The 23,379-nt window shown below is 38.0% G+C and carries 25 protein-coding genes; 5 read left to right on the top strand and 20 right to left on the bottom strand.

Annotated features, from left to right (window positions below; all coding sequences use genetic code 11):
• Positions 1-136: 136 nt before the first annotated feature.
• The 10 genes from IV512_RS06530 to IV512_RS06485 all read right to left on the bottom strand — a co-directional run bounded on the left by IV512_RS06530 (position 137) and on the right by IV512_RS06485 (position 7,131).
• Complete coding sequence (locus tag IV512_RS06530; protein ID WP_100870028.1) at positions 137-442, bottom strand: hypothetical protein; 306 nt, start codon at positions 440-442, stop codon at positions 137-139.
• Positions 443-845: 403 nt separating this feature from the next.
• A complete protein-coding gene (locus tag IV512_RS06525) occupies positions 846-1,151 on the bottom strand; it encodes a hypothetical protein (RefSeq protein WP_209401745.1) in 306 nt (101 codons plus the stop codon).
• A 402-nt stretch (positions 1,152-1,553) separates the two neighbouring features.
• Positions 1,554-1,859 (bottom strand): hypothetical protein, encoded by a 306-nt coding sequence (locus IV512_RS06520; RefSeq protein ID WP_209401743.1) that lies wholly within the window; start codon positions 1,857-1,859, stop codon positions 1,554-1,556.
• Positions 1,860-2,319: 460 nt separating this feature from the next.
• The gene (locus IV512_RS06515; protein ID WP_209401741.1) at positions 2,320-2,622 is read right to left on the bottom strand and encodes a hypothetical protein; all 303 of its coding nucleotides are present in this window, start codon (positions 2,620-2,622) and stop codon (positions 2,320-2,322) included.
• Between the two features lie 373 nt (positions 2,623-2,995).
• Positions 2,996-3,304 (bottom strand): hypothetical protein, encoded by a 309-nt coding sequence (locus IV512_RS06510; protein ID WP_100870031.1) that lies wholly within the window; start codon positions 3,302-3,304, stop codon positions 2,996-2,998.
• Positions 3,305-3,523: 219 nt separating this feature from the next.
• The gene (locus IV512_RS06505) at positions 3,524-5,065 is read right to left on the bottom strand and encodes a DUF4301 family protein (protein ID WP_209401739.1); all 1,542 of its coding nucleotides are present in this window, start codon (positions 5,063-5,065) and stop codon (positions 3,524-3,526) included.
• Positions 5,062-5,628, bottom strand: coding sequence for an AAA family ATPase (locus tag IV512_RS06500; protein ID WP_100870033.1), 567 nt, complete (start codon positions 5,626-5,628; stop codon positions 5,062-5,064). Before IV512_RS06500 ends, IV512_RS06505 begins: the two co-directional genes overlap by 4 nt.
• The gene (gene pnuC / locus IV512_RS06495; RefSeq protein WP_209401737.1) at positions 5,583-6,221 is read right to left on the bottom strand and encodes a nicotinamide riboside transporter PnuC; all 639 of its coding nucleotides are present in this window, start codon (positions 6,219-6,221) and stop codon (positions 5,583-5,585) included. Before pnuC ends, IV512_RS06500 begins: the two co-directional genes overlap by 46 nt.
• On the bottom strand, positions 6,205-6,465 hold the full coding sequence (locus IV512_RS06490) for a YkoF family thiamine/hydroxymethylpyrimidine-binding protein (protein ID WP_209401735.1): 261 nt from the start codon (positions 6,463-6,465) through the stop codon (positions 6,205-6,207). The genes pnuC and IV512_RS06490 overlap by 17 nt, the downstream gene beginning before the upstream one ends.
• Before the next feature lie 33 nt (positions 6,466-6,498).
• A complete protein-coding gene (locus IV512_RS06485; protein ID WP_209401733.1) occupies positions 6,499-7,131 on the bottom strand; it encodes a 4'-phosphopantetheinyl transferase superfamily protein in 633 nt (210 codons plus the stop codon).
• Between the two features lie 83 nt (positions 7,132-7,214).
• On the opposite strand from IV512_RS06485, the gene ahcY reads away from it, so the two are divergent.
• The gene (gene ahcY / locus IV512_RS06480) at positions 7,215-8,531 is read left to right on the top strand and encodes an adenosylhomocysteinase (RefSeq protein WP_209401731.1); all 1,317 of its coding nucleotides are present in this window, start codon (positions 7,215-7,217) and stop codon (positions 8,529-8,531) included.
• A gap of 75 nt (positions 8,532-8,606) precedes the next feature.
• On the opposite strand, the gene IV512_RS06475 is transcribed toward ahcY, so the two are convergent.
• The 8 genes from IV512_RS06475 to IV512_RS06440 form a co-directional block, all read right to left on the bottom strand.
• Positions 8,607-9,086, bottom strand: coding sequence for a GAF domain-containing protein (locus IV512_RS06475; protein ID WP_209401729.1), 480 nt, complete (start codon positions 9,084-9,086; stop codon positions 8,607-8,609).
• 14 nt (positions 9,087-9,100) lie between these two features.
• On the bottom strand, positions 9,101-9,262 hold the full coding sequence (locus IV512_RS06470; RefSeq protein WP_157813189.1) for a hypothetical protein: 162 nt from the start codon (positions 9,260-9,262) through the stop codon (positions 9,101-9,103).
• Between the two features lie 192 nt (positions 9,263-9,454).
• Entirely contained in the window at positions 9,455-10,471 is a 1,017-nt protein-coding gene (locus IV512_RS06465) for a phytase (protein WP_209401727.1), read from the bottom strand.
• A 71-nt stretch (positions 10,472-10,542) separates the two neighbouring features.
• On the bottom strand, positions 10,543-13,419 hold the full coding sequence (locus IV512_RS06460; protein WP_209401725.1) for a TonB-dependent receptor: 2,877 nt from the start codon (positions 13,417-13,419) through the stop codon (positions 10,543-10,545).
• Positions 13,420-13,574: 155 nt separating this feature from the next.
• Positions 13,575-15,044: a transcriptional regulator gene (locus IV512_RS06455; protein ID WP_209401724.1), complete on the bottom strand. Its 1,470-nt coding sequence runs from the start codon at positions 15,042-15,044 to the stop codon at positions 13,575-13,577.
• A 245-nt stretch (positions 15,045-15,289) separates the two neighbouring features.
• On the bottom strand, positions 15,290-15,550 hold the full coding sequence (rpmA, locus tag IV512_RS06450) for a 50S ribosomal protein L27 (RefSeq protein WP_100870041.1): 261 nt from the start codon (positions 15,548-15,550) through the stop codon (positions 15,290-15,292).
• Positions 15,551-15,628: 78 nt separating this feature from the next.
• On the bottom strand, positions 15,629-16,321 hold the full coding sequence (gene rplU, locus IV512_RS06445) for a 50S ribosomal protein L21 (protein ID WP_209401723.1): 693 nt from the start codon (positions 16,319-16,321) through the stop codon (positions 15,629-15,631).
• A 210-nt stretch (positions 16,322-16,531) separates the two neighbouring features.
• On the bottom strand, positions 16,532-17,002 hold the full coding sequence (locus IV512_RS06440) for a DUF4199 domain-containing protein (protein WP_209401722.1): 471 nt from the start codon (positions 17,000-17,002) through the stop codon (positions 16,532-16,534).
• Positions 17,003-17,169: 167 nt separating this feature from the next.
• Between IV512_RS06440 and IV512_RS06435 the strand changes: the two genes are divergently transcribed.
• Complete coding sequence (locus IV512_RS06435; protein WP_209401721.1) at positions 17,170-18,492, top strand: pitrilysin family protein; 1,323 nt, start codon at positions 17,170-17,172, stop codon at positions 18,490-18,492.
• Between the two features lie 47 nt (positions 18,493-18,539).
• The gene (locus tag IV512_RS06430; protein WP_209401720.1) at positions 18,540-20,609 is read left to right on the top strand and encodes a pitrilysin family protein; all 2,070 of its coding nucleotides are present in this window, start codon (positions 18,540-18,542) and stop codon (positions 20,607-20,609) included.
• 38 nt (positions 20,610-20,647) lie between these two features.
• Here IV512_RS06430 and IV512_RS06425 read toward each other — a convergent pair whose 3' ends face one another.
• Positions 20,648-21,523 (bottom strand): DMT family transporter, encoded by an 876-nt coding sequence (locus tag IV512_RS06425; RefSeq protein ID WP_209401719.1) that lies wholly within the window; start codon positions 21,521-21,523, stop codon positions 20,648-20,650.
• Positions 21,524-21,818: 295 nt separating this feature from the next.
• Here IV512_RS06425 and IV512_RS06420 point away from each other — a divergent pair, with 295 nt between their 5' ends.
• Positions 21,819-22,238, top strand: coding sequence for a hypothetical protein (locus tag IV512_RS06420; RefSeq protein WP_209401718.1), 420 nt, complete (start codon positions 21,819-21,821; stop codon positions 22,236-22,238).
• A 95-nt stretch (positions 22,239-22,333) separates the two neighbouring features.
• Entirely contained in the window at positions 22,334-22,765 is a 432-nt protein-coding gene (locus IV512_RS06415; RefSeq protein WP_209401716.1) for a hypothetical protein, read from the top strand.
• 6 nt (positions 22,766-22,771) lie between these two features.
• Here IV512_RS06415 and gldD read toward each other — a convergent pair whose 3' ends face one another.
• Complete coding sequence (gene gldD / locus IV512_RS06410) at positions 22,772-23,350, bottom strand: gliding motility lipoprotein GldD (protein ID WP_209401714.1); 579 nt, start codon at positions 23,348-23,350, stop codon at positions 22,772-22,774.
• Positions 23,351-23,379: the final 29 nt, after the last annotated feature.

The raw sequence follows: 23,379 nt of genomic DNA, 5'->3' as shown, positions 1-23,379 counted from the left end.
ACAAGAAAGCTGTTTCTCCTTTAAATTTCTCTTAAAAGATGTTCAAACCCAATTACTGCAAACAAAAAAGGAACCGTATTTCTACGGTTCCTTTTTATATATTTTCGGGATTTACCCCGGATAAGAATCTCTATTCTTATTGCTCGATAGCGTTACCTTCTTCATCGACCAATAGGGCACCTGAAGTACCGTCCTCTAGAGAAACCTCGATCTTGTACTGGCTCTCTTCGTTCTTGTGTGCCTTGTTGATAGTAGCACCTGGGTAGTTGGTCTCGATCATTGAAGTAACTGCCTCAGGAACCTCTTCCAAAGATACTTCTGAGAAACCATCTTGGGCTACTGCTTCAGTCGCTGCATCTTGAGCTTCTGTTGCTTGCTCCTCTTGAGCGAATGCTGTCATTGTTCCTAATGCGAATACGGTGGTGATAAATAATTTTTTCATCTTCTTGATTTTAATATTTATGATTAATATGTGTTATTCAAATTCATAATATCTATTGAAAATATGATACCAAATTCATCGAAAAATGCATGTCACTGATTAACAGCGCCTTAAAATAATTTCATATTTTCAATCTGGGTAATACTGTGTATTTCGATTGAGAACTGTGTAAAAGGGAGCAGTTTATACAGCAATAACCCAAGTTGAAAAGATTACGTTTAGATACGGGATTTTGAAAAACGTCTAAGCCGTTCTTCTAAAAGCGCCCGATAGGAGCTGAAAATTTCACGGATGTAGCAGACCTATTCGACTTTCAGATATATTCAAACAAAAAAAAGAACCGTATTTCTACGGTTCCTCTTTATATATTTTCGGGATTTACCCCGGATAAGAATCTCTATTCTTATTGCTCGATAGCGTTACCTTCTTCATCGACCAATAGGGCACCTGAAGTACCATCCTCCAGAGAAACCTCGATCTTGTACTGGTTCTCCTCGTTCATGTGTGCCTTGTTGATAGTAGCACCTGGGTAGTTGGTCTCGATCATTGAAGTAACTGCCTCAGGAACCTCTTCCAAAGAAACTTCTGAGAAACCATCTTGGGCTACTGCTTCAGTCGCTGTATCTTGGGCTTCTGTTGCTTGCTCCTCTTGAGCGAATGCTGTCATTGTTCCTAATGCGAATACGGTGGTGATAAATAATTTTTTCATCTTCTTGATTTTAATAATTATGATTAAATGTGTTATTCAAATTCATAATACCTATTGAAAATATGATACCAAATTCATCGAAAAACACAAACCGCTGATTAACAATACATTAAAATAAATTCTATATTTTTAATCTGGGTAATACTGTGTATCTTGATTGAGGACTGTGTAAAAGGGGGCAGTTTATACAGCAATAACCCAAGTTGAAAAGATTACGTTTAGATACGGGATTTTGAAAAACGTCTAAGCTGTTCTTCTAAAAGCGGCCGATAGGAGCTGAAAATTTCACGGATGTAGCAGACCTATTCGACTTTCAGATATATTCAAACAAAAAAAAGAACCGTATTTCTACGGTTCCCTTTATATATTTTCGGGATTTACCCCGGATAAGAATCTCTATTCTTATTGCTCGATAGCGTTACCTTCTTCATCGACCAATAGGGCACCGGAAGTACCGTCCTCTAGAGAAACCTCGATCTTGTACTGGTTCTCCTCGTTCATGTGTGCCTTGTTGATAGTAGCACCTGGGTAGTTGGTCTCGATCATTGAAGTCACAGCCTCGGGAACCTCTTCCAAAGAAACTTCTGAGAAACCATCTTGGGCTACTGCTTCAGTAGCAGCATCTTGGGCTTCTGTTGCTTGCTCCTCTTGAGCGAATGCTGTCATTGTTCCTAATGCGAATACGGTGGTGATAAATAATTTTTTCATCTTCTTGATTTTTAATATTTATGATTAAATGTGTTATTCAAATTCATTAGGTACATTGAAAAGATAGTGCCAAAAGCGCCACAAGACATATATATCTCAAAAACAGCTACTTACAATTTCATCGTAAACAGAATCTTGTGTATTTATGGGAAACCATAGGGTTTATGGGAAATTTTTATACAAAATAAAAACCTAGCATATTCGTATAGATTATGCTAGGTCTATTGGTAGGTAATGGGACGTACTTAAAAACTAAAATTGCGGAAAAAGGTAATATGGAAAGAAACGTGGGGTCAGAATTAAATAGTAGGTTCAATAAGTTCGAAAAGAAGAAAATATGGTTTTTCCTGGGGACAATAAATATAGGGTTCTTATGTGAAATTGGAAAAAAGAAAAGGGTTACTAAAAGCAACCCTTTTCCGACCAAACCAACTTGATACAAAACAAATAACTCAAGTTATTACATTTCAATCCAGTTACCATTCTCGTCAGCATACAAAGTACCAGCAGTACCATCTTCTAGAGATACTTCCAGTTTGTATTGCTTAGCTTCGTTTGTATATGCCTTATCGATAGACGCAGTAGGATAGTTCTTAGAAACAGCCGCTGTTACCGCTTCCGGTAATTCTTCGGCAGCTACTTCAGAAAAATCGTCTTGTGCAACGGCTTCAGTAGCCACTTCTTCTACAGATGTAGCGTCCTCTTGAGCGAATGCTGTTAAACTTCCTAGTGCGAATACTGCAGTGATAAATAATTTTTTCATTGTTTTTCTTTTTTAAAAAGTTAACTGTAAAGGATATAGAAAAAATGATACCATAAAATCAAATAATTACAAGTATTTGATTTTAAACAACTTAACACTTCGCCCATAAGATTAAAGTGTGTAATAGTGGGTATTAGCGTCTTATAATGTGTAAATTATATACGCAGGTTCGAGTTCGACTTCATAGGTATTTATTTGCAATCTTTTCTTTTTTGAACTCGACTATTATTTCTAGATTTCTAAATCTTAGGCAATATGGATTAATCAAATATTCAAATCACTATATTATTAATAACGTAAAAAAGCCCCGTCGACCATTTAAGGTGACGGGGCTTCTTATCGTCGATAAAATCGACTATTAAATTACGAGGGATTATTTTTCAATCCAGTTACCTTCGGCGTCAGCATACAATTCAGCAGTTTCACCATCTTCTTTAGCAACTTCTAATTTGTACTCAGAAGCTTCGTTCATGTAAGCTTTAGAGATAGTAGCACCTGGGTGCGCAGCCTCTAGGGCTTCAGAGATAGCAGCTGGTACTTCTTCAGCAGCGATTTCGCTATATTCATCTTGTGTAGCCTCAACTTGTTCAGTAGCTACTTCTTCAACAGTTGTTTCTTCTTCTTGAGCAAAAGCAGTCATTGTACCTAAAGACAATACTGCAGCAAACATTAAATTTTTCATCTTAATAGTGTTTTAATTATTATTATTTGTTTTGATAATCGTTTAATATAGAGAGAAAACAGTGCCAATTCTACCAAGCTTTAAAGAATCGACATAAAGCATTGATTATTAAAGTTTTATAATTAAACCTCTTTTAACAAGAATGGGTACCAGTGTGTAAAAACAAAAAAAAGTGTGTAATAGTTACACACTTTTTTTAACATTTTACAAATTAATATATTATTTCACTTGATGTGCAGGTCTCAATAAATCATTGACCGTCTTAACAGGATTGAAAGTTGACGAAGGCACTTCTACAAAAATTGTATTCCAGAAGGCCATGGCACCATTCCATAACCCTGGTAATTCTAAAGCCTTTAATTCTCTACCCTCTTTGGTCTTACCTGTTATAAAGCCTTGCTTGGTATCGACAAAATTCATCAAATTGTATTTCTCACCTTTGTAATTCTTCACTGCACAGACCAAATCTACCGGATTAAAGTGTGTTGAATTCTTTAAAATATTAGATTGGCCGGAATCGTTCATATCTATTTGAGCCGATTCTATAATCTGCAAGGATATATTACCTTTTCGATCATTTATCCAAAAAGGACCTCCACCTGGCTCACCTTCATTTTTCACCATTCCACATATTCTAATGGGTCGGTTTATTTTATCCTTTAAAATTTCAACTTGCTGGTCTAAATTGAAAGCCATAAACTTTTCGGTAAACCTTACATTCAGCTCGGCCTCTAAAAATGCCTTTATCTCCCCCAACTGTTCTGCGGAAAGATTGTCTTCATCTAAACTTTTGGCAAATGCGAATGCTTTTTCTTGTACCTCTAACAAAACTCCGGCCAAAACCTTCTTACTATTGGCCATTTCATCTGCAAATCGAGGTACCGTAACATTATCTATATTCTTGATAAAAATAATATCGGCATCTTGTTCATTTAAGTTTTCAATTAGTGCCCCATGCCCACCTGGTCTGAACAATACAGAATCGTCGGCGTTACGAAAAGGCTCATTCTTTAAATCAACCGCTATGGTATCGGTTGATGGTTTTTGATAGGAATAGCTTACTTTAAAAGAAGTTTTGGTCGCATCAGAAACCCGCTGTTTTACCGATTCAAATTCGGTATTGAACATTTCACCATGCTGAGGAGAGATTGTGAAATGTAACTCTGCGGTATCGCCTGACTTGGCATACTCAGCAGCTTCTTTTAAATGCTCTTCAAAAGGAGTTGATGCATAATCTCTGTACTTATGAAAAGGCAATAGACCTTTGGGGTAAAAACCATAATTCAGACCTTCTTCAGACATCATCTCTTCTACAAAATGGTAAACCTCTTCATTTTTTGAAGAACTTTTACCTGATATTCTTGATTTTACCAAATCGTAGAAAGCAAAATCGGTAAGACCCTCTGAAAATACTTTTAATGCCTTATCTCCTGTTCGTTCAAAATAATCTTCTAGACTTTCATTAGAGGGGTCATATGCCTTTAAAAAATTGAATAGAGCCTTGAACATACGTGAAGCAGCACCCGATGCAGGCACGAATTTAAGTAAAGACAGACCTTCTTTAGAGGCAGCCTCGAATTTTTCGATTTTACTTTTTTCTTCGTCTGGTGAAAACTTAGAGATACCTTCACCAATAGTTACTGCTTTCTCTAATTGTACGAACGGTATACCTTCTTTGAAGGTATCAATCTGTTCAAGTACTTTTCCTTCAGATATTCCTTTTTCTGAAAGTAATGTCAGGTCTTTTTCTGTCAAATTCATAAGTTATTCAATAAGTGGTCTATATGTTTAATGGCCTCGGCCAAACGTTCTTCTTTATTGCCTTTTAATATAGTGAAATTTCGACCATAGCGCTTTAAGGTATCATTAAAATAGGCAAACATTCTTTCTCTTTCATCTGGCTTATCGCGAAGATCATCTGCTTCCCATGGTATATCAATATAGGTTAGAAAATACAGGTCATAAGTGTTCTCCAAAGCGAATTTTTCTAAAAGTGGGTCGCATTGCCCCACGTAATATGCCTCTGAATATACTTTAGTCTCTAAAAGATCGGTGTCGCAAATAAGAACATTTGTAGCTTTTTTGGTCAGCATATTCTCTAATTTCATCTGACCCCTCGCAATTGGCAATAGATCATGAGGTTCACATACCTTTTGCACTCTGTTCCATTTCTCTTGAAGATATTCACGGGCATACTCGGGCACCCAATAGGTATTATAATGCTCGGCCAATTGCTGTGATAGGGTTGTCTTTCCTGTAGATTCAGGTCCGAACAGAACTACCTTAATAAGGTCTGAGGGCTCTTGTTTAAGTGATTCTTCCATGCGAGGTAGCCAAATATGGCTATAATGGTTAAAACGAAATATAAAATGGCGCTAAATATAAGACCTTTATACAAATAGAGTGGCACGGTAATAATATCACCCACAATCCAATACAACCAATTTTCGAGTTTCTTTTTAGCCATCAACCACATGCCAACAAAAAATATTGCCGTGGTCAAGATATCGGTATAGGCCGTCCACGTATCAAATCTGTCAGTTACACCATACACTAAAGTAACAAAGACTATAGTACCTAAAAATAGGAGAAAGGACCATTTTTTTTCTTTTGCCGTAGTGATTGTGACCGGTATATAATGGTTATCATCAACCTTACGTGTCCATTGATACCAACCTACAATACTCATAATAAAGTAATACGCATTAATGAGCATGTCGCCTAGAAGACCATACACCAATAAAATATAAACTGCTATTCCCGTTCCGATAATTCCCGTAGGAAATACGAGTATGTTCTCACGCTTGGAATAGATTACACTCAACAACGCAAAGAATACACTTATCAGTTCTAGTACGACAATGTGGTTCGGCGTATTTTCATATTGGGCGAATAGCCAATCAAAAATGAGGCTCATACTCGCTTCGGTCAGATTTTACCAATTTCATATACATCAAGCCTCTTTCCATAAGTTCAAAAGCCTCTTTTATTTCTGCTTGCAAAATTTTCATGACCTCATCGTAGTCGCCGTACACTTGAGTGCTTAATGGGTTTTCCAGTACCGTAAGGCCCGAAGCTCTTAGTTTTTTGATGAAATTGATAATGTGTTGTTCGAAATCTTCTTGTAAGGGAGAAAAAGTAAGTTCTACTGAAATATTCATTAGCAAAGTAAATGTAAGTTTAGATACGCATTCTCAATTTCTTACGGCATACACACATGTGAAACCTTCAAATTCAAAAAACCGAATATCATAAAATGAAGAGTCGCCATGGTAGAGAATCTCTGCAGTACTTTGTGCGCTATCGAGTCTAAAATCTCTCACATTGATATGATGTATAAAACTTAAACCCGGTTCGGCATATATTTTATAGAGCGATTCTTTACTACCCCAAACGATAGTAAGTTTACGTATCAAAGCATCGGTATTGGCAATAGTTCTATACTCTTCGATAGGCGTGAACTTGTGGGCGATACGCAGAATCTTTTCACGCTGTTTTTCGATGTCGATACCAACCTCTTGATCTTTACTAACAATTATGCCTGTAAAATCATTTGAATGGGTAATCGATATTTTCTTTCCATCTTTTAAATGGGGCTTCCCAAATTCATCATAATACAAATCGGCATCAACATAACCGGCCTCGGCCATTAAATGACGGATACTTAAGAATGCCCTTCGATGCAACTCCGATTTCATGCCATCCATACGGGTTTGGCAATGTTCGGTCAAAACGATACCCTTTGAAAGGTATGACTCTGATTCGAGCACCTTCCAAATATATACTGTAGTCGAGGCATTTACCTTGAGTATCTTGTAAATTGGCATAACGTTCTGTACCTTTTTCTTAACTTTGCAACCACAAAAAGTGGCTTGCCCGCTTATTACGAAAGTAAAAAATAAAAAAGACTATGGATACCAAAACTGTTTCCTATCTACCGTATAAGGTAAAAAATATTTCTTTAGCGGATTGGGGAAGAAAAGAGATTGAACTTGCCGAGGCCGAAATGCCGGGCCTAATGTCACTTCGCGAAGAGTACGGAAACGAACAGCCGCTCAAAGGCGCTCGAATCGCCGGCTGTCTGCATATGACCATACAAACGGCCGTTCTCATTGAAACCCTAGTAGCCTTGGGTGCAGATGTTACCTGGAGTTCGTGCAATATATTTTCTACACAAGACCATGCTGCGGCAGCAATTGCAGCGGCAGGCATACCAGTTTACGCTTGGAAAGGTATGAGCGATAAAGAATTTGACTGGTGTATCGAGCAGACCCTATTTTTTGGAGAAGACAGAGAACCTCTAAATATGATTCTTGATGATGGCGGAGATCTTACCAATATGGTTTTGGACAAGTACCCTGAATTGGCAAAAGATGTGAAAGGGCTTTCTGAAGAGACTACTACTGGTGTTCACCGTTTGTACGAACGTATGAAAAAAGGAACGTTACCGATGCCGGCCATTAATGTGAACGACTCTGTGACCAAATCGAAATTTGATAATAAATACGGATGTCGTGAGAGCGCCGTTGATGCAATTCGAAGAGCTACTGACACTATGCTAGCTGGCAAACAAGTTGTCGTATGTGGTTATGGAGATGTTGGTAAAGGTACAGCTGCCTCCTTTAGAGGTGCAGGTTCTATCGTAACCGTTACCGAGATAGACCCAATATGTGCATTACAGGCTTGTATGGATGGCTTTGAAGTAAAACAGTTGGAAACCGTAATCGGTAAAGCCGATGTAGTAATTACTACTACAGGTAACAAAGATATCATTCGTGCCGAGCACTTCAAAGCACTCAAAGACAAAGCGATTGTCTGTAATATCGGTCACTTCGATAACGAAATCGATATGGCTTGGTTAAACGGAAACTTCGGTGATACCAAAGATGAAATTAAACCTCAGGTAGACAAGTATACTATCGATGGAAAAGATATAATTATTTTGGCAGAAGGAAGATTAGTAAACCTAGGTTGCGCTACAGGCCACCCAAGCTTTGTGATGAGCAACTCTTTTACCAATCAAACTTTGGCACAAATCGAATTGTGGAAGCATAGCGACAATTATAAAAATGAGGTCTATATGTTACCGAAGCATCTCGATGAAAAAGTTGCGGCGTTGCATCTTTCACGTTTGGGTGCCGAGCTTACCGAACTTAATCAAGAACAAGCCGAATATATCGGCGTTACTGTTGACGGACCGTTCAAACCGGAGTATTACAGATACTAATAAAGGTCGATAGAGATTATATTGTACGAAAAAAGGCCCTTGAATAGGGCCTTTTTTATGTTTTTACACTAGATTTCAACCAATTGAAGTTGCGATAGCCTCTCCGATTTTGAGAAGTTCATTTTTCTCAGCTTCGGTAAAATCATAGGGTACTGGTTTAGCGATGCCCAAAGTGCCTTGCAAAACCTCTTCTTTTAATAACGGAACGGCTATAGAACCTTCTACTTTTGTTTCTTTGGCGGCAGGTCTTGCAACCCCAGAATCATCGGTCTGAAGATTGCACATCTCTACCGGGGCTTTTCTCTCGGCTGCTATACCCGCCATACCTTTACCGATAGGTATAGTTTCTAACTTAGGAATTAAAAATGAAGGAATACCAATCTGTGCCTTTAACTGTAAAAACGATGTCTTTTGTTCAAGAAAGTGCAGTGTGCCTGTTGAACAACCAAATCTTACTATTATAGACTTTAGCACGGCTTCCCAATTAGGTTCTTCCTTTAGTATTTCTGTATAAATCTCTTCTAGTTCTGGCAAACCTAGCTTGTTAACATCCATAGAAATAAAATCAACTAATGATTGAATTTACGCATCAGCTCTTTATACTTATCCGATACCTCTTTTGAGTGGTTTCCATAATCATCCATTATGGTATGCTCAATGTTGTTCGCCTTTAAAAAAATAGATACTCTTTCCAATTTTTCAGGAGTACCTTTAATTTCAATTTTAGCCATTTCTTTACACTTTTATTTGAAATTCAATTTATAATGAATTAATCGGGGCAAACTTCGCCTTCAAAAATAAAGGGGCAGGATACAAAATTACAGAAATTGATGAGATGTACTATATCTAAATACACGCAAAAAAGACCCATTTACATATAAATAGGTCTTTTTAACAATTTAATAAGCAGAAAACTGTGTTCTTTACTCAAGCCCAAGTTTACCCAGGTCATAAAAGAAGAAGTTCTTTTCATCGTTCATAGCCACAAAAAGACCATTTTTGAACGTACTGTTCAGAGGTACGGTCACCACATCGCAGCCATCGGTTTCCAGCGTGGTCAAGTTTACAGCTTTGATAAAAGAATTATCTTCTCTTGAATAAATATTGAACTCACCTTGTTGTTGATTAGATACGATAATGTACCCCTTACCATTCGGATATGTAGCTATCGCTATGCCCTCAATATCTTCTTTAAAATTAGCTCCACCGAAACAGGAAATTTCTTCATTGCCTTTAGAAGGTTCGGCATAATATTTACGTATGCAAACCCCTTCATCTGAATAATAAATCAAACCATTTTTATCATCTACGGCGATGGCCTCGATTTCTTTCTGACCGCTGAATGCACCGAACTTTCTGACCAGTTCCATCTGAACACCAGAACTATTTGCCTGCAATTGATATTGATATAAGTAATCTATTTCCGGACCCGATTTTCTACCAACTATAGCATAAATTTCACCATCAATCGGTGACTTATATATAGCAATGCCCATCGGCAGATTATGTTCAGGCTCTTTGGCATCGGTAAAAACTTTAAAGCCCCCATTATCCAATGGCTTCATATCAGGCACACTGAACAAGCGCACCTGTTGCCTTTCCCTTTCCGTAAACATAATAATATCGACTTTGGTAGAATCATTAAGCTCAAACCCATATTCCAGATCAACATTGTTAGGTCTTTTTATATCGGTTATGGATTTCTCCTTGATTATTTTACCCTGTAAATCGTAAGCATAAACACCTCCATTAGTTTCTTTATCCGTGCCAAAAACAATACTCTTCGATGCATCATTCGGGTTCACCCATATGGCAGGATCATCTGTATCGTTCAAAGTCTTTTCCGTTATTATATCGGGAGCTATAGCCGGTAATTTACTTTTTGTCTTACACCCAATAAACCCTATGGCCATAATGGCCATTACTGCTAATTTTTTCATCTTATTTTCTTATGGTAAGAGAAAGCTTCAGATACACACACATTCTGCAGCTTAATAATTAATACTATGTTTTACTTCTTGAACAAATCATATTTAAGACCGAACGTACACTTCAAGCTATAGTACTCAGCTTGCATAGTGCGATTGCTTACTCCTTGATAATAGCGCAAGGGTTGGTTTGTGATGTTATTTAAATCGGCATAAACACTGAGATTCTTATTGATCGAATAAGTTGTACTAAAATCTAGAAAGAACTGTTTGTCATAATATCTATCTTCAAAGGCATTTCCCCCAATTTCATCTACATAGGCATCTGAAAAGTTAGCAGACAATCTCGCACTAAACCTATTATCGGCATACCCTAATGAGCCGTTAAACATGTTTGGGGCGGTATTGGGCAGATCTAAATCATCTCTTTCTTCTCCATCTTCATTTCTAATACCGTTGGCATTTGAACTTAAATAGGTATAATTCAAATAGAGACTTAGATTCTTCAAGAAACCAGGCAGAAAATTCAATTGACGCTGTAAAGCCACTTCTGCCCCAAAAATAGAAGCATCATCACCGTTCAACGGTTGGTAAACCTCAAAACCCTCGGTATCTGTACCAAAGCTATTATCGGTAGTCTCAGCTTGAAAAACATAGATAAAATCATTAATACTTTTATGAAACAACCCGCCCGAGAGTATACCTACACTTTGAAAATAATGTTCTGCCATAATATCGAAGTTCATCGACGTGGTCGGTTCTAATTCAGGGTTACCCAAATAAATTTCATCATCAGCGCTTACAACATCGATATAGGGCGTTAAATCAACGTAATTAGGTCTCGCTAAAGTATTGGTCCAGGCGAATCTCAGAACTGTATTATCGGTAACATCGTATTTCAAGTGAACGCCAGGCAGCAAATTGGTGTATGAGCTCTCTTCGGTAATTTCTCCTATTACATCTTCTTCATCCTCGATCTGATTGCCGGTAGCGGTAATATTTGTGCTTTCTAGACGAAGCCCCAATAACAAACTCAGTTTATCTGAAATGTTTTGATTGGTCATGGCATAAGCTGCCCACACATTTTCTTCAACCTTAAAATTATCTCTTACAAACTCATCCGGTACCGAAGAACCTGTATTTTCGTTAAGGTCTAAACTGCCCAACCACTCTTCAGTAGGAAAGAAGCCTGCGTCATATTGTGTCCCTGCAAGAAAATCATCATCTGTCACGCTTTTTGTCGGAACATCGGCCATGGTAGAGAATTGAGTTTCCAAGCCTTCAAATTCGAAGAAATTATTATCTCTGAATTTATTTTTGAATCTGCCGCGAGCACCAAATTTTACAATACCACCTTCATTACCGAAGAAATCTACAGGTAACTCAAAATTAGCGAAGAAGTTCATGTCTTCTTCTTCGGTATATTGGTTTTCGTTAGTTACTTCATCAAACTCAAAAGCACTTAAATCATTGGTATCTGAGGTGTTTTCTGCACTAATCATCGGAAACTCAGTATCACTATTGTCATTAGAGGCTATATATTCTGCCGCATAAACTGCATACCGTTCATTCAGTCGCTCTTCCGAAGCTTTGGCGTAAGAGGCCATCCAATCAAACTTTAAATTTGCGAACAAGTGATTACCGCCCAAGGTATAATTTTGCATTCTTTGGTCTTCTAGCCTTCTGTTTTTGTTCCTGTCACTATTAATACCTCCTTTGGTTTCTCTGACCGCCTCAACGGGGAATCTTGTTGGCACACCGTTCGTAATGGTAAAATCACCCGCTTCAATATCTTCTGCATCCAATATTTCGTGTGAGATCACAAATCGGTTTTCACGATCATCACGCCAGTTGTACATACTTTTAAAATAAACATTATGAGCCGGGGCTATTTGATAATCTAGATTGGCGGAAAAGCTTCTTCTTGTTCTTCTAACCAAGTATTTTCTTTGCTCAAAAACGTTTGTATAAGGGTCAACCTCTACCCCTTCTATAATAGGCTCTCCCTCTAGGTCATCTTCACCAGTATAAAATTCAAACTCGTCCGTCCATTCTGCTTCTATATTGTCGGAGCCAAAATCGTTGTCGTTGATCGTAGCGGATACCATCCAACCCAACTTGCCGTCTTTAGTACGGTCTCCCACCAAAACCGAACCATTCCAAATAGGCTTGTCCGTGATTAAATTTATTCCTGATCCCGCAGTTGCAGAAAGCCTAAACCCATGGGGAGCGGTACGAGTTACGAGGTTGACAGATCCGCCCATCGCATCGGCATCCATATCCGGAGTTACAGCTTTACTTACTTCTATCGACTGAATCATATCGGATGGAATCAGATCCATCTGAACATTTCTATTATCGCCTTCGGCGGATGGAATACGGCTACCATTCAGAGTTACCGAGTTTAATTGTGGAGAAAGACCCCGAACGATTATGTTTCGAGCTTCACCTTGATCGACCTGCATGGTAATACCGGGTATACGTTTTACCGCATCACCGATATTCGCATCAGGAAATTTGCCGATCTGGTCGGTAGAGACCACATTGGTAATGTTCATATTGTTTTTTTGAGTATTCAAAGCCCGTGATTGACTTCCCAACCCGAAACCAAGAACTTCAACCCCATCAAGTTCTAGTGTTTTAGGAGTGATAAATACGGAAATAGGCGTAGTTTTATCTGCCTCGACCGTTATCTCTTGCTGTACATCTGAATACCCTAAATAGGTAATACTTAAGGTGTAATTACCTGCTGGTACATTTACTAAAGTAAAATTACCGTCAAAATCGGAAATCACCCCTTTGTTCAATTCAGAAATTACAACATTGGCACCAGGTACCGTAATACCGTTTTCATCTGATATCTTACCCTGCAAATTGCCATTCTGCGCAAAAACGGGCAAGACTGCAAAGGCAACAAAAAGTATTGCCAGTGCAAATTTTAATGGTTTTTTAGAATTCATTTTAGATTGGTTTTGTGAATCCAAAATTATGTATATCAACCACATATGATGTTTACAAAAAGGAAACAAATGGGAAACAATTAAAAAATATAAGGAAACAAGAAGGCAACAATTAAGATAAATTTACATTGGGGTAACCTAAAAGAAATAATGGGTCATAAACGGGTCAAATAAGCGCTTAATTCTTCTTTGGCCTGTAAGGGTAATTTCTTTCTCAACCTATATCGTGCAACACGAACACTATCTGGAGTCAACCTTAAGATAGATGCTATTTCCTTTGAAGATAAATTGAGCCGTAGAAGTATGCTCAACCGCTTTTCCGCGGGTGATAAAATCGTTGATGCAGCATTCGATAGTTTTTTCAAAAACTGCGGATGTATCTCTTTGAAAAAAGTTAGAAACTCATCCCACTCATGCTCCTGTGCCAAGTCGAGGTCAATTTCTTTTACCACATTTTCAAGTTTACGTTTCAGGTCAAGATTAGAGCGACCTAAACTGTTCTTTAAGGTCTGTGACAAGTTCGATAACATTTTATTTTTTTGCGCCAAATGAAGACTGTATCTCGAAAGTGAAGCGTTCTTGATATTTACCTCCCGTTGAAGATTCTCTTCTTCTACCTGTTTCTTTTCCAATTCTACCTGTAGAAGTTTTTTCTCATAACCTTGCAGACGAATTACCTCCCCTCTTTTTCGCTTGAGGTATAGAGACCATAAAATCGCAAATAATACAACAGCGCAAATTGAGAGTAACAGTAAGAGCTTTTCTGCCTTATCGATTTTGCTGTCGTGCATAAGTTGTTGAATTCTGGTCTCTTTTTCTTTTGTGTCATATATATTCTGAAGAGCACTGGCTTGATTGGCACGGTACAATACCCTATTAGCCTCATCTAGCTCTAAAAATTTACTGAGTGCTTGATATGCGAGGTCTGATTTGCTAGAAAGTTGATAGCTTTTCGAAAGATCTTTATAGGCACTGGCTTCTTCCTCAAGATTACCTATGAGTTTTGAAATATGTAATGACATTTGGGTATACTCTAGCCCTTTTTCTAATTTACCCGTCTTTCGGTAGATATCGCCTAGATTATTTAAAATATTGGCCAACCGTACATCTTTGTTTTTATTATGATATCCGTATGCGGACTCAAAATATTTTAATGCTACCTTATAATCCTGTAAATCTTCGTGTATACTACCGAGACTCTCGTTTACTATAGAAAGACCGACCGAATCTTGAAGATTCTGATAAATCTTCAAACTTTTGTTCTGATATTCAAGCGCTTGAACATAATTTCCTTTTTTCTCAAAGCAGGCCCCTAAGTAACTGGTAGAACTGGCAAGTGTTTTTAATGAATTATACAACTGGGCCGATTCGATTGCCCGGTTGAAATAGTCTACAGCATTATCGTAATTTTTTAAAAATACATGAACCTTACCTATGCTGTTAAGAGTATTGGCATAGCGTGGGTCGCTTTCATTATTTTTCAATAATATCAGTACCTTATTAAATTGGGTCAACGCTTCGGTATAGACCCAATTATCTTCACAAAAATAGGCCAGATTTAAATGGGCGTCTATGACCTGACTCTTATTTCCCTCCTTTTCTGCAGACTTTAATTTTTGATTCAAGTCAGAAAAAGTTTGGTCTAGGCTATATCCATTTTTGCCGCTACCTTGAGAAAAAGAAATTGCAGACCAAAAGAGAAGGATGAAAAATATTGAAAAACGGAATACCATAATCACTATTGAGACGAGGCAAGATATTCCTTATACAATTTCTTTACTTTAAGTAAATATTATTTTAACGTAAGGGGAAAAAAAAAGGCCTCATCCGTATTCGGAAAAGGCCTATAAAATATTTAAATGGATGTTTCTTAAGCTTCGAAAGGTTCTATCGAAACATAAGACTTACCACCAGCTTTCTTTTGAAACTTTACAATTCCGTCAATACGGGCATGTAAAGAATGATCTTTACCGGCGTACACATTCTCACCTGGATTGTGCTTAGTACCACGTTGTCTTACAATGATATTTCCGGCAATAGCGGCCTGGCCACCAAAAATCTTAACGCCCAAGCGTTTCGATTCCGACTCCCTACCGTTTTTAGAACTACCTACACCTTTTTTGTGTGCCATGATATTAGTTTTTATAAGTGTCTCACCTAAAACGGGAGAACACGCAATTAATTATATACTTTGTTGTCTTCGGTGAGCTTACGCTTTACCACCGTCTAGCTCATCTTGCCACTTCTTCAACTCGTCCCACTTGCCTTCAGCAGCCAATTTAGCTTGTGCTGGCCATGTATCGGTAACGTGGTTACCTCTAACATCAGCAATGATTTCAGAAATTTTGTCAGAATCGGTCTTAGCCAATTCGTCAAAAGTAGAAACACCTGCCGCAACCAAAGTTTCAGCAATTTTAGGTCCGATACCTTCGATTTTCTTCAAATCGTCAGCTTTAGTAGATTTTTTTGGAGCAGCTTTCTCAGCTTTTGGTTTTGAAGCCACTGAAACCTCTACATTAGCATCTTTACCTTTTGTTTCAGGTTTAGCTGCTTTCTTAGGCTCTTCTTTTTTTGCTGATTTTTTAGCTCCTTTGGCAACAATACTTTCAATAACGATTTCCGTCAATGACTGACGATGACCATTTTTGGTTTTGTAACCCTTACGTCTTTTCTTTTTAAAGACGATTACTTTGTCACCTTTTAGGTGCTTTACGACTTTGGCCTCAACAGCCGCGCCGTCTATAGCCGGGGCGCCAACAGTTATGTTCGAACCATCTGCCAAAAGAAGCACGTTGTCAAAAACAACTTTCTTGCCTTCTTCTGTTTGCAAGCGGTGAACATACACTTTTTGGTCTTTCGCAACTTTAAATTGCTGCCCTGCCATCTCTACGATTGCGTACATAATGTATATTATAAATTAGTTTTGAAATACACCCATTTTTCAATAAGCGGATGCAAATATACGCCTAAATCATTAATGTACAACACAATCGAATAGTTTTTACATCATAAAAATCATTGCCAAATCAAATTAGCTACACTATGACTTTAATTTCGCTTAGAATAGGGCATAAAAATAATAACTTATATACCCATACAAAACATCATATACCTAGTGAAGCTCACTTGAAACCTGCTTTTTAACCGGGTTGTTGCTGGTCTTGAACAATTGCATAAAAGACAGCGTCAAAACCAATGAGGTAGCAAAACCCATGATGGCAACAGTAAAGAATACAATACCCTCGAAACTCTTGAAATCATTGAACCAAACCGTGGTCAACTCTTGTAGAAAAGCAGCGTTTATTTCCGTGGCGTACAAAGCGAAAAACAAGGTAAATACTAATGTGGCCACAAAACCGGTAACCAGACCAGCAGTAAAACCTTTACCATAGTCAAACCCTTTCTGTACTTCCAATTTGTAATACTTTATAGATTCATAAATACCAAAGCCCGTTATCACACCATTAAAAAGGCTATAGAAAACATTTGTATGTAAATTAAAAAGAGCCAAAATCAAAAAATAGGCTATCAGGCAGCCACTTGTAGCAATGCCAAAACGAATAGGTAGAGCAAACTGTTTCATATTCTCTATATTTAAAGATTCACCCCTTTAAATTACTGAAAATAAGAATCATAATTCTATATTTCTTGTTAAAATGGATGGCCTCGCAGTGAATATCTTACAAAAATTCAATATTCTTGTAACAATACTTTTTCCTCCGCTACATATTGATATCTAAACAGTTCACTATGACTAAAAAAACTACCCTAGCCTGTTACTTTTTGCTTATGGCGATTACCCTGAATGCCCAAGAAGTAACTTATGAAGAATATAATCTAGATAATGGTTTACATGTAATCTTACACCAAGATGACTCTGCACCTGTCGTGACCACCTCGGTAATGTATCATGTTGGGGGTAAAGATAGAACTGAAGGCCGTACGGGTTTCGCCCATTTTTTTGAACATTTACTTTTTGAGGGCACCAAAAACATAGAACGTGGCAAGTGGTTTGAAATCGTGTCTTCCAACGGTGGTCAGAACAATGCTAACACCTCTCAAGACAGAACCTATTACTACGAAGTATTTCCATCGAACAACCTAGAGTTAGGCCTATGGCTCGAATCGGAACGTATGCTTCACCCGGTCATCGACCAAAAGGGTATAGACACACAACAAGAGGTAGTCAAAGAGGAGAAAAGACTTCGATACGACAATCGCCCTTACGGACAACTAATAACTGTCGTAGGTCAAAGCCTCTTTAGCAAACACCCTTATAAAGACCCGAATATTGGTTACATGAAAGATTTGGATGCTGCCACTATTGAAGATGTTGTCGCATACAACAAGAAATATTACGTGCCAAATAATGCCGTTTTGGTGGTTGCCGGCAATATCGATATAGAGCAAACCAAAAAATGGGTCGACGCTTATTTTGCATCTATACCCAAGGGTGAAGCCATAAACCGCAACTACCCAAAGGAAAACCCGATACAACAAGAAATTAGGGTTCAAGCCTATGATCCAAACATTCAGATACCCGCTTATGTTATCTCTTATAGAACACCTGGTTTTAGAGAGAGAGATGCCTATGTTCTTGAGATGATTTCTTCATATCTAAGCGATGGCCGAAGCTCGAAGTTGTACAAAAAAATGGTCGATGACCAAAAGCAAGCTTTGCAGGTCGGTGCTTTTAACGTAGGCCAAGAAGACTATGGAATGTATCTTGTTTACGCAATGCCCGTCGGAGAAACCAGTGCCGAAACACTACTAGCAGAGATGGAAGAAGAAATTGCAAAGGTCAGGGAAGATCTAATCAGCGAAAAAGACCATCAAAAATTACTGAACAAATTTGAGAACCAGTATGTGAACGCAAACTCTAGCATTTCAGGCATTGCCAATTCGTTGGCAAGAAATTATTTACTCTATGGCGACACTGAACTGATCAATAAAGAGATTGAAATTTACCGCTCGATAACTAGGGAAGAAATTAAAGAAGTGGCCAATAAGTACTTTAAGTCCAATCAGCGTGTAATCATCGATTACCTACCTGAGGAGGCACAAGCCAACTAAACCATATACAAGACCATTCCATTTTAGGAAATTAAAAATTACAACAGATGAAAAAATTATACTCCACCCTATTCTTGATGTTTTTGGCCTTAGGTGTACAAGCTCAAATTGATAGGAGCAAAATGCCCGAACCCGGACCGGCACCTGAAATCAATATTCAAAATCCGAAGACATTCAATCTTAAGAACGGTTTGGAAGTCTTAGTTGTCGAAAATCATAAACTACCCCGGGTATCCGCTCAACTTCGCATTGACAACCCGCCAATCTTAGAAGGCGACAAGGCAGGTGTTTCGAGTTTGACGGCAAGTCTCTTGGGCAAAGGTTCAAAAAATATTCCGAAAGATGAGTTCAATGAAGAAGTCGATTTTCTGGGCGCTAGAATTAACTTCGGATCTCAAAGTGCTTTTGCCACATCGTTATCGCAATACTTTCCTAGAATATTAGAATTAATGGCAGATGCAGCCATCAATCCTAATTTTACCCACGATGAGTTCGAAAAAGAAAAACAAAAAATATTGACAAACCTAAAGGCTGATGAAAAAAATGTACCGGCAATCGCAAGAAGAGCGGTAACAGCATTAGCCTATACCAAAAAACACCCCTATGGCGAATTTATTACAGAGGAAAGCGTAAATAACGTCAGCATAACAGATGTTATTCAATTCTATGAAACTTATTTCGTGCCAGCCAATGCCTATTTAGTAATTGTCGGGGATGTAGAATTTGAAAATGTAAAAGAATTGGTGGAGGAGCAATTCACCCCTTGGACAAAAGCCGCGCCGTTATCTTTCCAATTTTCAAGACCTTCTGATGCGCTTTACACTCAAATTAATTTTATAGACGTACCCAATGCCGTGCAGTCAGAAATCACGGTCGAGAATCTTATCGACCTCAAAAAGAACGATCCCGATTATTTAGCGGCCGTAATGGCAAATGAAATATTAGGTGGCGGTGGTGAAGGTCGTTTGTTTTTGAATTTGAGAGAAGACAAGGGGTACACCTACGGTTCGTACTCCGGAATAGGCTACGACAAACATGCCCCTGCTCGCTTTAGGGCGACGGCAAGCGTTAGAAATGCGGTGACCGATAGTGCGGTGGTAGAAATTCTTAAAGAAATAGACCTCATACGCTCAGAACCGGTAGCGGTCCAAGAGTTGAAAAACACCAAGGCCAAGTATACAGGGCGTTTTGTAATGGCTCTTGAGGATCCTGCCACCATAGCCGAATATGCATTAGACATTGAAACAGAAAATCTACCCAAAGATTTTTACCAAACTTATCTTGAAAAAATAAATGCCATAACCGTTGAAGAAGTTCAGCAAGCCGCCCAAAAGTATTTGAAACCTCAAAATTTGCGTATCGTAGTTACTGGCAAAGGCAGCGAAGTTTTAGAAAATCTAGAACAAATCACATTTAAAGGAAAACAAATACCTATTAGCTATTACGACAAGTTCGCCAACAAAACCGAAAAACCTGATTATAATGTAGAAAAACCTACTGATTTAAGTGCAAACGATGTTCTGCAGAAGTATATTGAGGCCATCGGCGGAGAGGCAAAACTTAAAGAAGTAGAATCATATATTATGCTAGCGGAAGCCGAGATGCAAGGCATGAAACTCAATTTAGAAATGAAAAAAACATCTAAAAACCAATTTAGGCAAGATGTTAAGGTTGCCGGAAACTCAATGAGCCTGCAAGTCTTCAATGGCGAGCAGGGCTATATGGTAATGCAAGGTCAGAAAAAAGAAATGGGAGAAGCCGAAATTGTTAAGATTAAAGACGAAGCGGCTCCGTTTCCTGAACTAAACTATTTGACTAGTGAGACCAGTTTAGAAGGAGTAGAAGCTGTCGGCGATTCGAAAGCTTATAAACTAAAAATTTCCGATGAGAAATCGATTTACTTCGATATTGATAGCGGATTGAAGGTTCAGGAAGTCAATACTGCCGAAATGAACGGTCAAAAAATTACGAGTACTATCAATTATAGTGATTACAAAGAAGTTTCGGGTGTAAAGTTTCCGTTCGTTCTTGCACAGACGGTAGGCCCTCAGAGTTTCGATTTTATCGTTACGGAAGTAAAAGTGAACGAAGGGGTGTCCGATTCAGATTTTGAATAAACAAAGTACCGAGCCAATAGCTATTTTAGGAAAGTATATTAACGTTTACGTTTGTTCACTAACCACACTCCGAAAAGTATAATACCACCTCCCACGAGTTGGTATACGTTCACCGTTTCTCCATCTAGTACTGCCCACATTATGGCAACCAGGGGTATGGTGTAGGTCACGGAAGCAGCAAAAACCGGACTAGATAACTGAATTAAGCGGTTGAAGAATATGTTGGCTATCGAAGTACCGAATAATGCCAAGGCAAGCAGATACCAAAGGGCTCGATGCATTTCTTTGTTCTCGACTACCTCATTAAAAAAATCGGAATACAAGACCAGCAACAAGGCGGGCACAAAAGCAACTGCAAAACTTCCTGTAGTTACCGCCAACGGACTTAAGTGAGTCAAGTGCTTTTTAATTATATTGATATTCAACGCATAACCTAATGCAGAAAGCAATATAAATATTGAATACCAATAGTTCTGGTCGGGATCAAACTCTACCCCGGCCAATACAAGTGCGACAGTACCGAACAAGCCTATAAAAACACCTAAAATTTGCCGCTTGGTGACTAAAACACCGAACAAAACCATACCGACTATCGTGGTGAACAAAGGCACTACCGAATTAAAGATAGAGGTGGTACCACTATCAATTTCAGTTTGCGCCAGCGCAAATAATAAAGGTGGCAAAAAAGAACTTAACAAGCCGGCTATGGCCATCCATTTCCAATCGCTTTGAGTGATTGTGCTCAAACTTTTATATCCAAAAATAAATAAGAAAAGGGAAGCAAAAACAATTCGTAAACCCCCTAGCTGAAGAGCCGTAAGGCCCAAAAGTGATTTTTTAATCAGTATAAAAGAAGAGCCCCAAACCAATGAAAGTAATATAAGATATAGCCATTTTCGGGTATTGTCTTTCAATGGGTCGGTTTTAGGCAAATTTCAAACTAATTTTTAAAATGAGCACTATACCTTTATGAATCAAGACTATGAAAATAGTAGTATCTCAACTTTGATAAAATCTATAAGGTTAGTTAGTTCACAAATAAAAATCGAAGAATTGGTCTAAAATTCAGAAATACATACCGTAACGCCGATTCTATTTTAAAAAGAAAATCACTATACTTAGATTTCCGAAAAAATATAGGTCATTTACGATTGTGAACTGTTTATGTGCTAATGGTAATGGCTTATATTTGTAATAAAGCTATAGTTTATGAGAAAGTTAATAGTGCTGCTTACCCTTCCTTTTCTATTTATAAGCGCCTGCAAAGAGCAGAAAGAAACCTCGCAAATGAAAGAGGTAATGGCCATACATGACGAAGTTATGCCAAAGATGAGCAAGTTAGGTGATTTAGTAGGCGAATTGAATTCTAAAGAGAACGACAGTACTGAAATAGGCAAGAAATATAAGCAAGCTAGAAAAGACCTTCAGGTTGCCCATAAATCTATGATGGATTGGATGCAAAATTTCGGGAACAGATTTGACCCTGACGAAATTTTGAACGGTAAAGAACTTAGTGAGCAAAAACAGCAATGGCTTGATGAAGAAGAAGAAAAAGTAAAAGAACTTAAAGAGCACATCAACAACAGCATCGATAACGCAAACTCACTTTTGGGTCGTGATAATGAGTAAAATTCATGCGTAAAATCGATTAATACCTTACTTTGAAAAAATAATACATCTGTAGCGCCTATAGGTTATCTACTTTTGAGTACAAATGAATTACTATGGCCTTTATAAATAATAGGTTGCCCGCACTTTTTACTCTCTTACTATTGTTAAATATCTCGACAAGTTGTGGTCAAGAGTCTGAAACAAAACCGACTAAAATGGAAGAGGTGATGGCATCACATGACGAGGTTATGGATGAGATGCCCAAACTTTCGAAATTGATTAATAAACTTCAGACCAGAGCCAATGCTTCTTATAAAAAAGATAAATATGAGAAGGCCATTAAAGACCTTAAGTTGGCAAACCAATCAATGATGAGTTGGATGAGTGGTTTCGGCAAGCGTTTTGAAGTTGATGAAATGATGAAAGGTAAGAAGCTCACTGAACAAAAACAGAAGTGGTTACTTGAAGAAGAGAAAAAAATAGCGGTGTTGAGAGAGGAAATTGAGCTAAGTATCGATCAAGCAGAAAAGATTCTAGCCAATTAAGACCACCTATTCTTTCCATTTTAAACTTTCCATAATACCGCGAATGTCATTTCTCAAGTAAGCTGCCGCAGGATATATCGAATCGTAATTGGGCTTGGTAAAAAAGTAAAGCGAACCGGTTACAAAATTGCGAGTACTATCGGTCACATAAAACTGCGCCTGAGATGCGGCATTACCACTAACCTCATAAAACATTCCAAAAACCTTGTCTTCTTCGTTAATGAACGGCTGCTCTAATATACCATCTGCTTTTACCGAATGTTCATAACTGAATTTTTGGGCATCAGACAACAATTGTTCAAGGTTACCGTCGATTTTTTTGTAGTTGATGAAAATTTCACCTTTCATTTCAGGGTACTCTAAAGTCATTGAATTAGCGGTCTCATCTTTAATTTGGGCCAAATCGTTGTATTGAAATTTGAATTCATTCAATTCTAACTGCGCCTTTGTTGGTTGTTCATACTCCAAACGTAACTGAGCCTTTGGCTTTGGCAGCACATCTTCTTTACAAGAAACCATCGTTACTACCCAAAACGCAAAAACACACTTAAGGAAAAATGAGAGAATATTTTGCAAACTGTTCATTATACCATAAAATTAAACTATTTACCAGC

Origin of the sequence: Pseudozobellia sp. WGM2 (assembly GCF_017810075.1) — a bacterium.
Taxonomy (GTDB): Bacteria; Bacteroidota; Bacteroidia; order Flavobacteriales; family Flavobacteriaceae; genus JADNYK01.
Note: the sequence above shows the minus strand (reverse complement) of the source record. Positions and strands in the feature narration are given on the sequence as shown.

Coding starts and splice junctions, on each gene's coding strand:
- IV512_RS06530 (WP_100870028.1), bottom strand. CDS start 442: ATGAAAAAATTATTTATCACCACCGTATTCGCATTAGGAACAATGACA.
- IV512_RS06525 (WP_209401745.1), bottom strand. CDS start 1,151: ATGAAAAAATTATTTATCACCACCGTATTCGCATTAGGAACAATGACA.
- IV512_RS06520 (WP_209401743.1), bottom strand. CDS start 1,859: ATGAAAAAATTATTTATCACCACCGTATTCGCATTAGGAACAATGACA.
- IV512_RS06515 (WP_209401741.1), bottom strand. CDS start 2,622: ATGAAAAAATTATTTATCACTGCAGTATTCGCACTAGGAAGTTTAACA.
- IV512_RS06510 (WP_100870031.1), bottom strand. CDS start 3,304: ATGAAAAATTTAATGTTTGCTGCAGTATTGTCTTTAGGTACAATGACT.
- IV512_RS06505 (WP_209401739.1), bottom strand. CDS start 5,065: ATGAATTTGACAGAAAAAGACCTGACATTACTTTCAGAAAAAGGAATA.
- IV512_RS06500 (WP_100870033.1), bottom strand. CDS start 5,628: ATGGAAGAATCACTTAAACAAGAGCCCTCAGACCTTATTAAGGTAGTT.
- pnuC (WP_209401737.1), bottom strand. CDS start 6,221: ATGAGCCTCATTTTTGATTGGCTATTCGCCCAATATGAAAATACGCCG.
- IV512_RS06490 (WP_209401735.1), bottom strand. CDS start 6,465: ATGAATATTTCAGTAGAACTTACTTTTTCTCCCTTACAAGAAGATTTC.
- IV512_RS06485 (WP_209401733.1), bottom strand. CDS start 7,131: ATGCCAATTTACAAGATACTCAAGGTAAATGCCTCGACTACAGTATAT.
- ahcY (WP_209401731.1), top strand. CDS start 7,215: ATGGATACCAAAACTGTTTCCTATCTACCGTATAAGGTAAAAAATATT.
- IV512_RS06475 (WP_209401729.1), bottom strand. CDS start 9,086: ATGGATGTTAACAAGCTAGGTTTGCCAGAACTAGAAGAGATTTATACA.
- IV512_RS06470 (WP_157813189.1), bottom strand. CDS start 9,262: ATGGCTAAAATTGAAATTAAAGGTACTCCTGAAAAATTGGAAAGAGTA.
- IV512_RS06465 (WP_209401727.1), bottom strand. CDS start 10,471: ATGAAAAAATTAGCAGTAATGGCCATTATGGCCATAGGGTTTATTGGG.
- IV512_RS06460 (WP_209401725.1), bottom strand. CDS start 13,419: ATGAATTCTAAAAAACCATTAAAATTTGCACTGGCAATACTTTTTGTT.
- rpmA (WP_100870041.1), bottom strand. CDS start 15,550: ATGGCACACAAAAAAGGTGTAGGTAGTTCTAAAAACGGTAGGGAGTCG.
- rplU (WP_209401723.1), bottom strand. CDS start 16,321: ATGTACGCAATCGTAGAGATGGCAGGGCAGCAATTTAAAGTTGCGAAA.
- IV512_RS06440 (WP_209401722.1), bottom strand. CDS start 17,002: ATGAAACAGTTTGCTCTACCTATTCGTTTTGGCATTGCTACAAGTGGC.
- IV512_RS06435 (WP_209401721.1), top strand. CDS start 17,170: ATGACTAAAAAAACTACCCTAGCCTGTTACTTTTTGCTTATGGCGATT.
- IV512_RS06430 (WP_209401720.1), top strand. CDS start 18,540: ATGAAAAAATTATACTCCACCCTATTCTTGATGTTTTTGGCCTTAGGT.
- IV512_RS06420 (WP_209401718.1), top strand. CDS start 21,819: ATGAGAAAGTTAATAGTGCTGCTTACCCTTCCTTTTCTATTTATAAGC.
- IV512_RS06415 (WP_209401716.1), top strand. CDS start 22,334: ATGGCCTTTATAAATAATAGGTTGCCCGCACTTTTTACTCTCTTACTA.
- gldD (WP_209401714.1), bottom strand. CDS start 23,350: ATGAACAGTTTGCAAAATATTCTCTCATTTTTCCTTAAGTGTGTTTTT.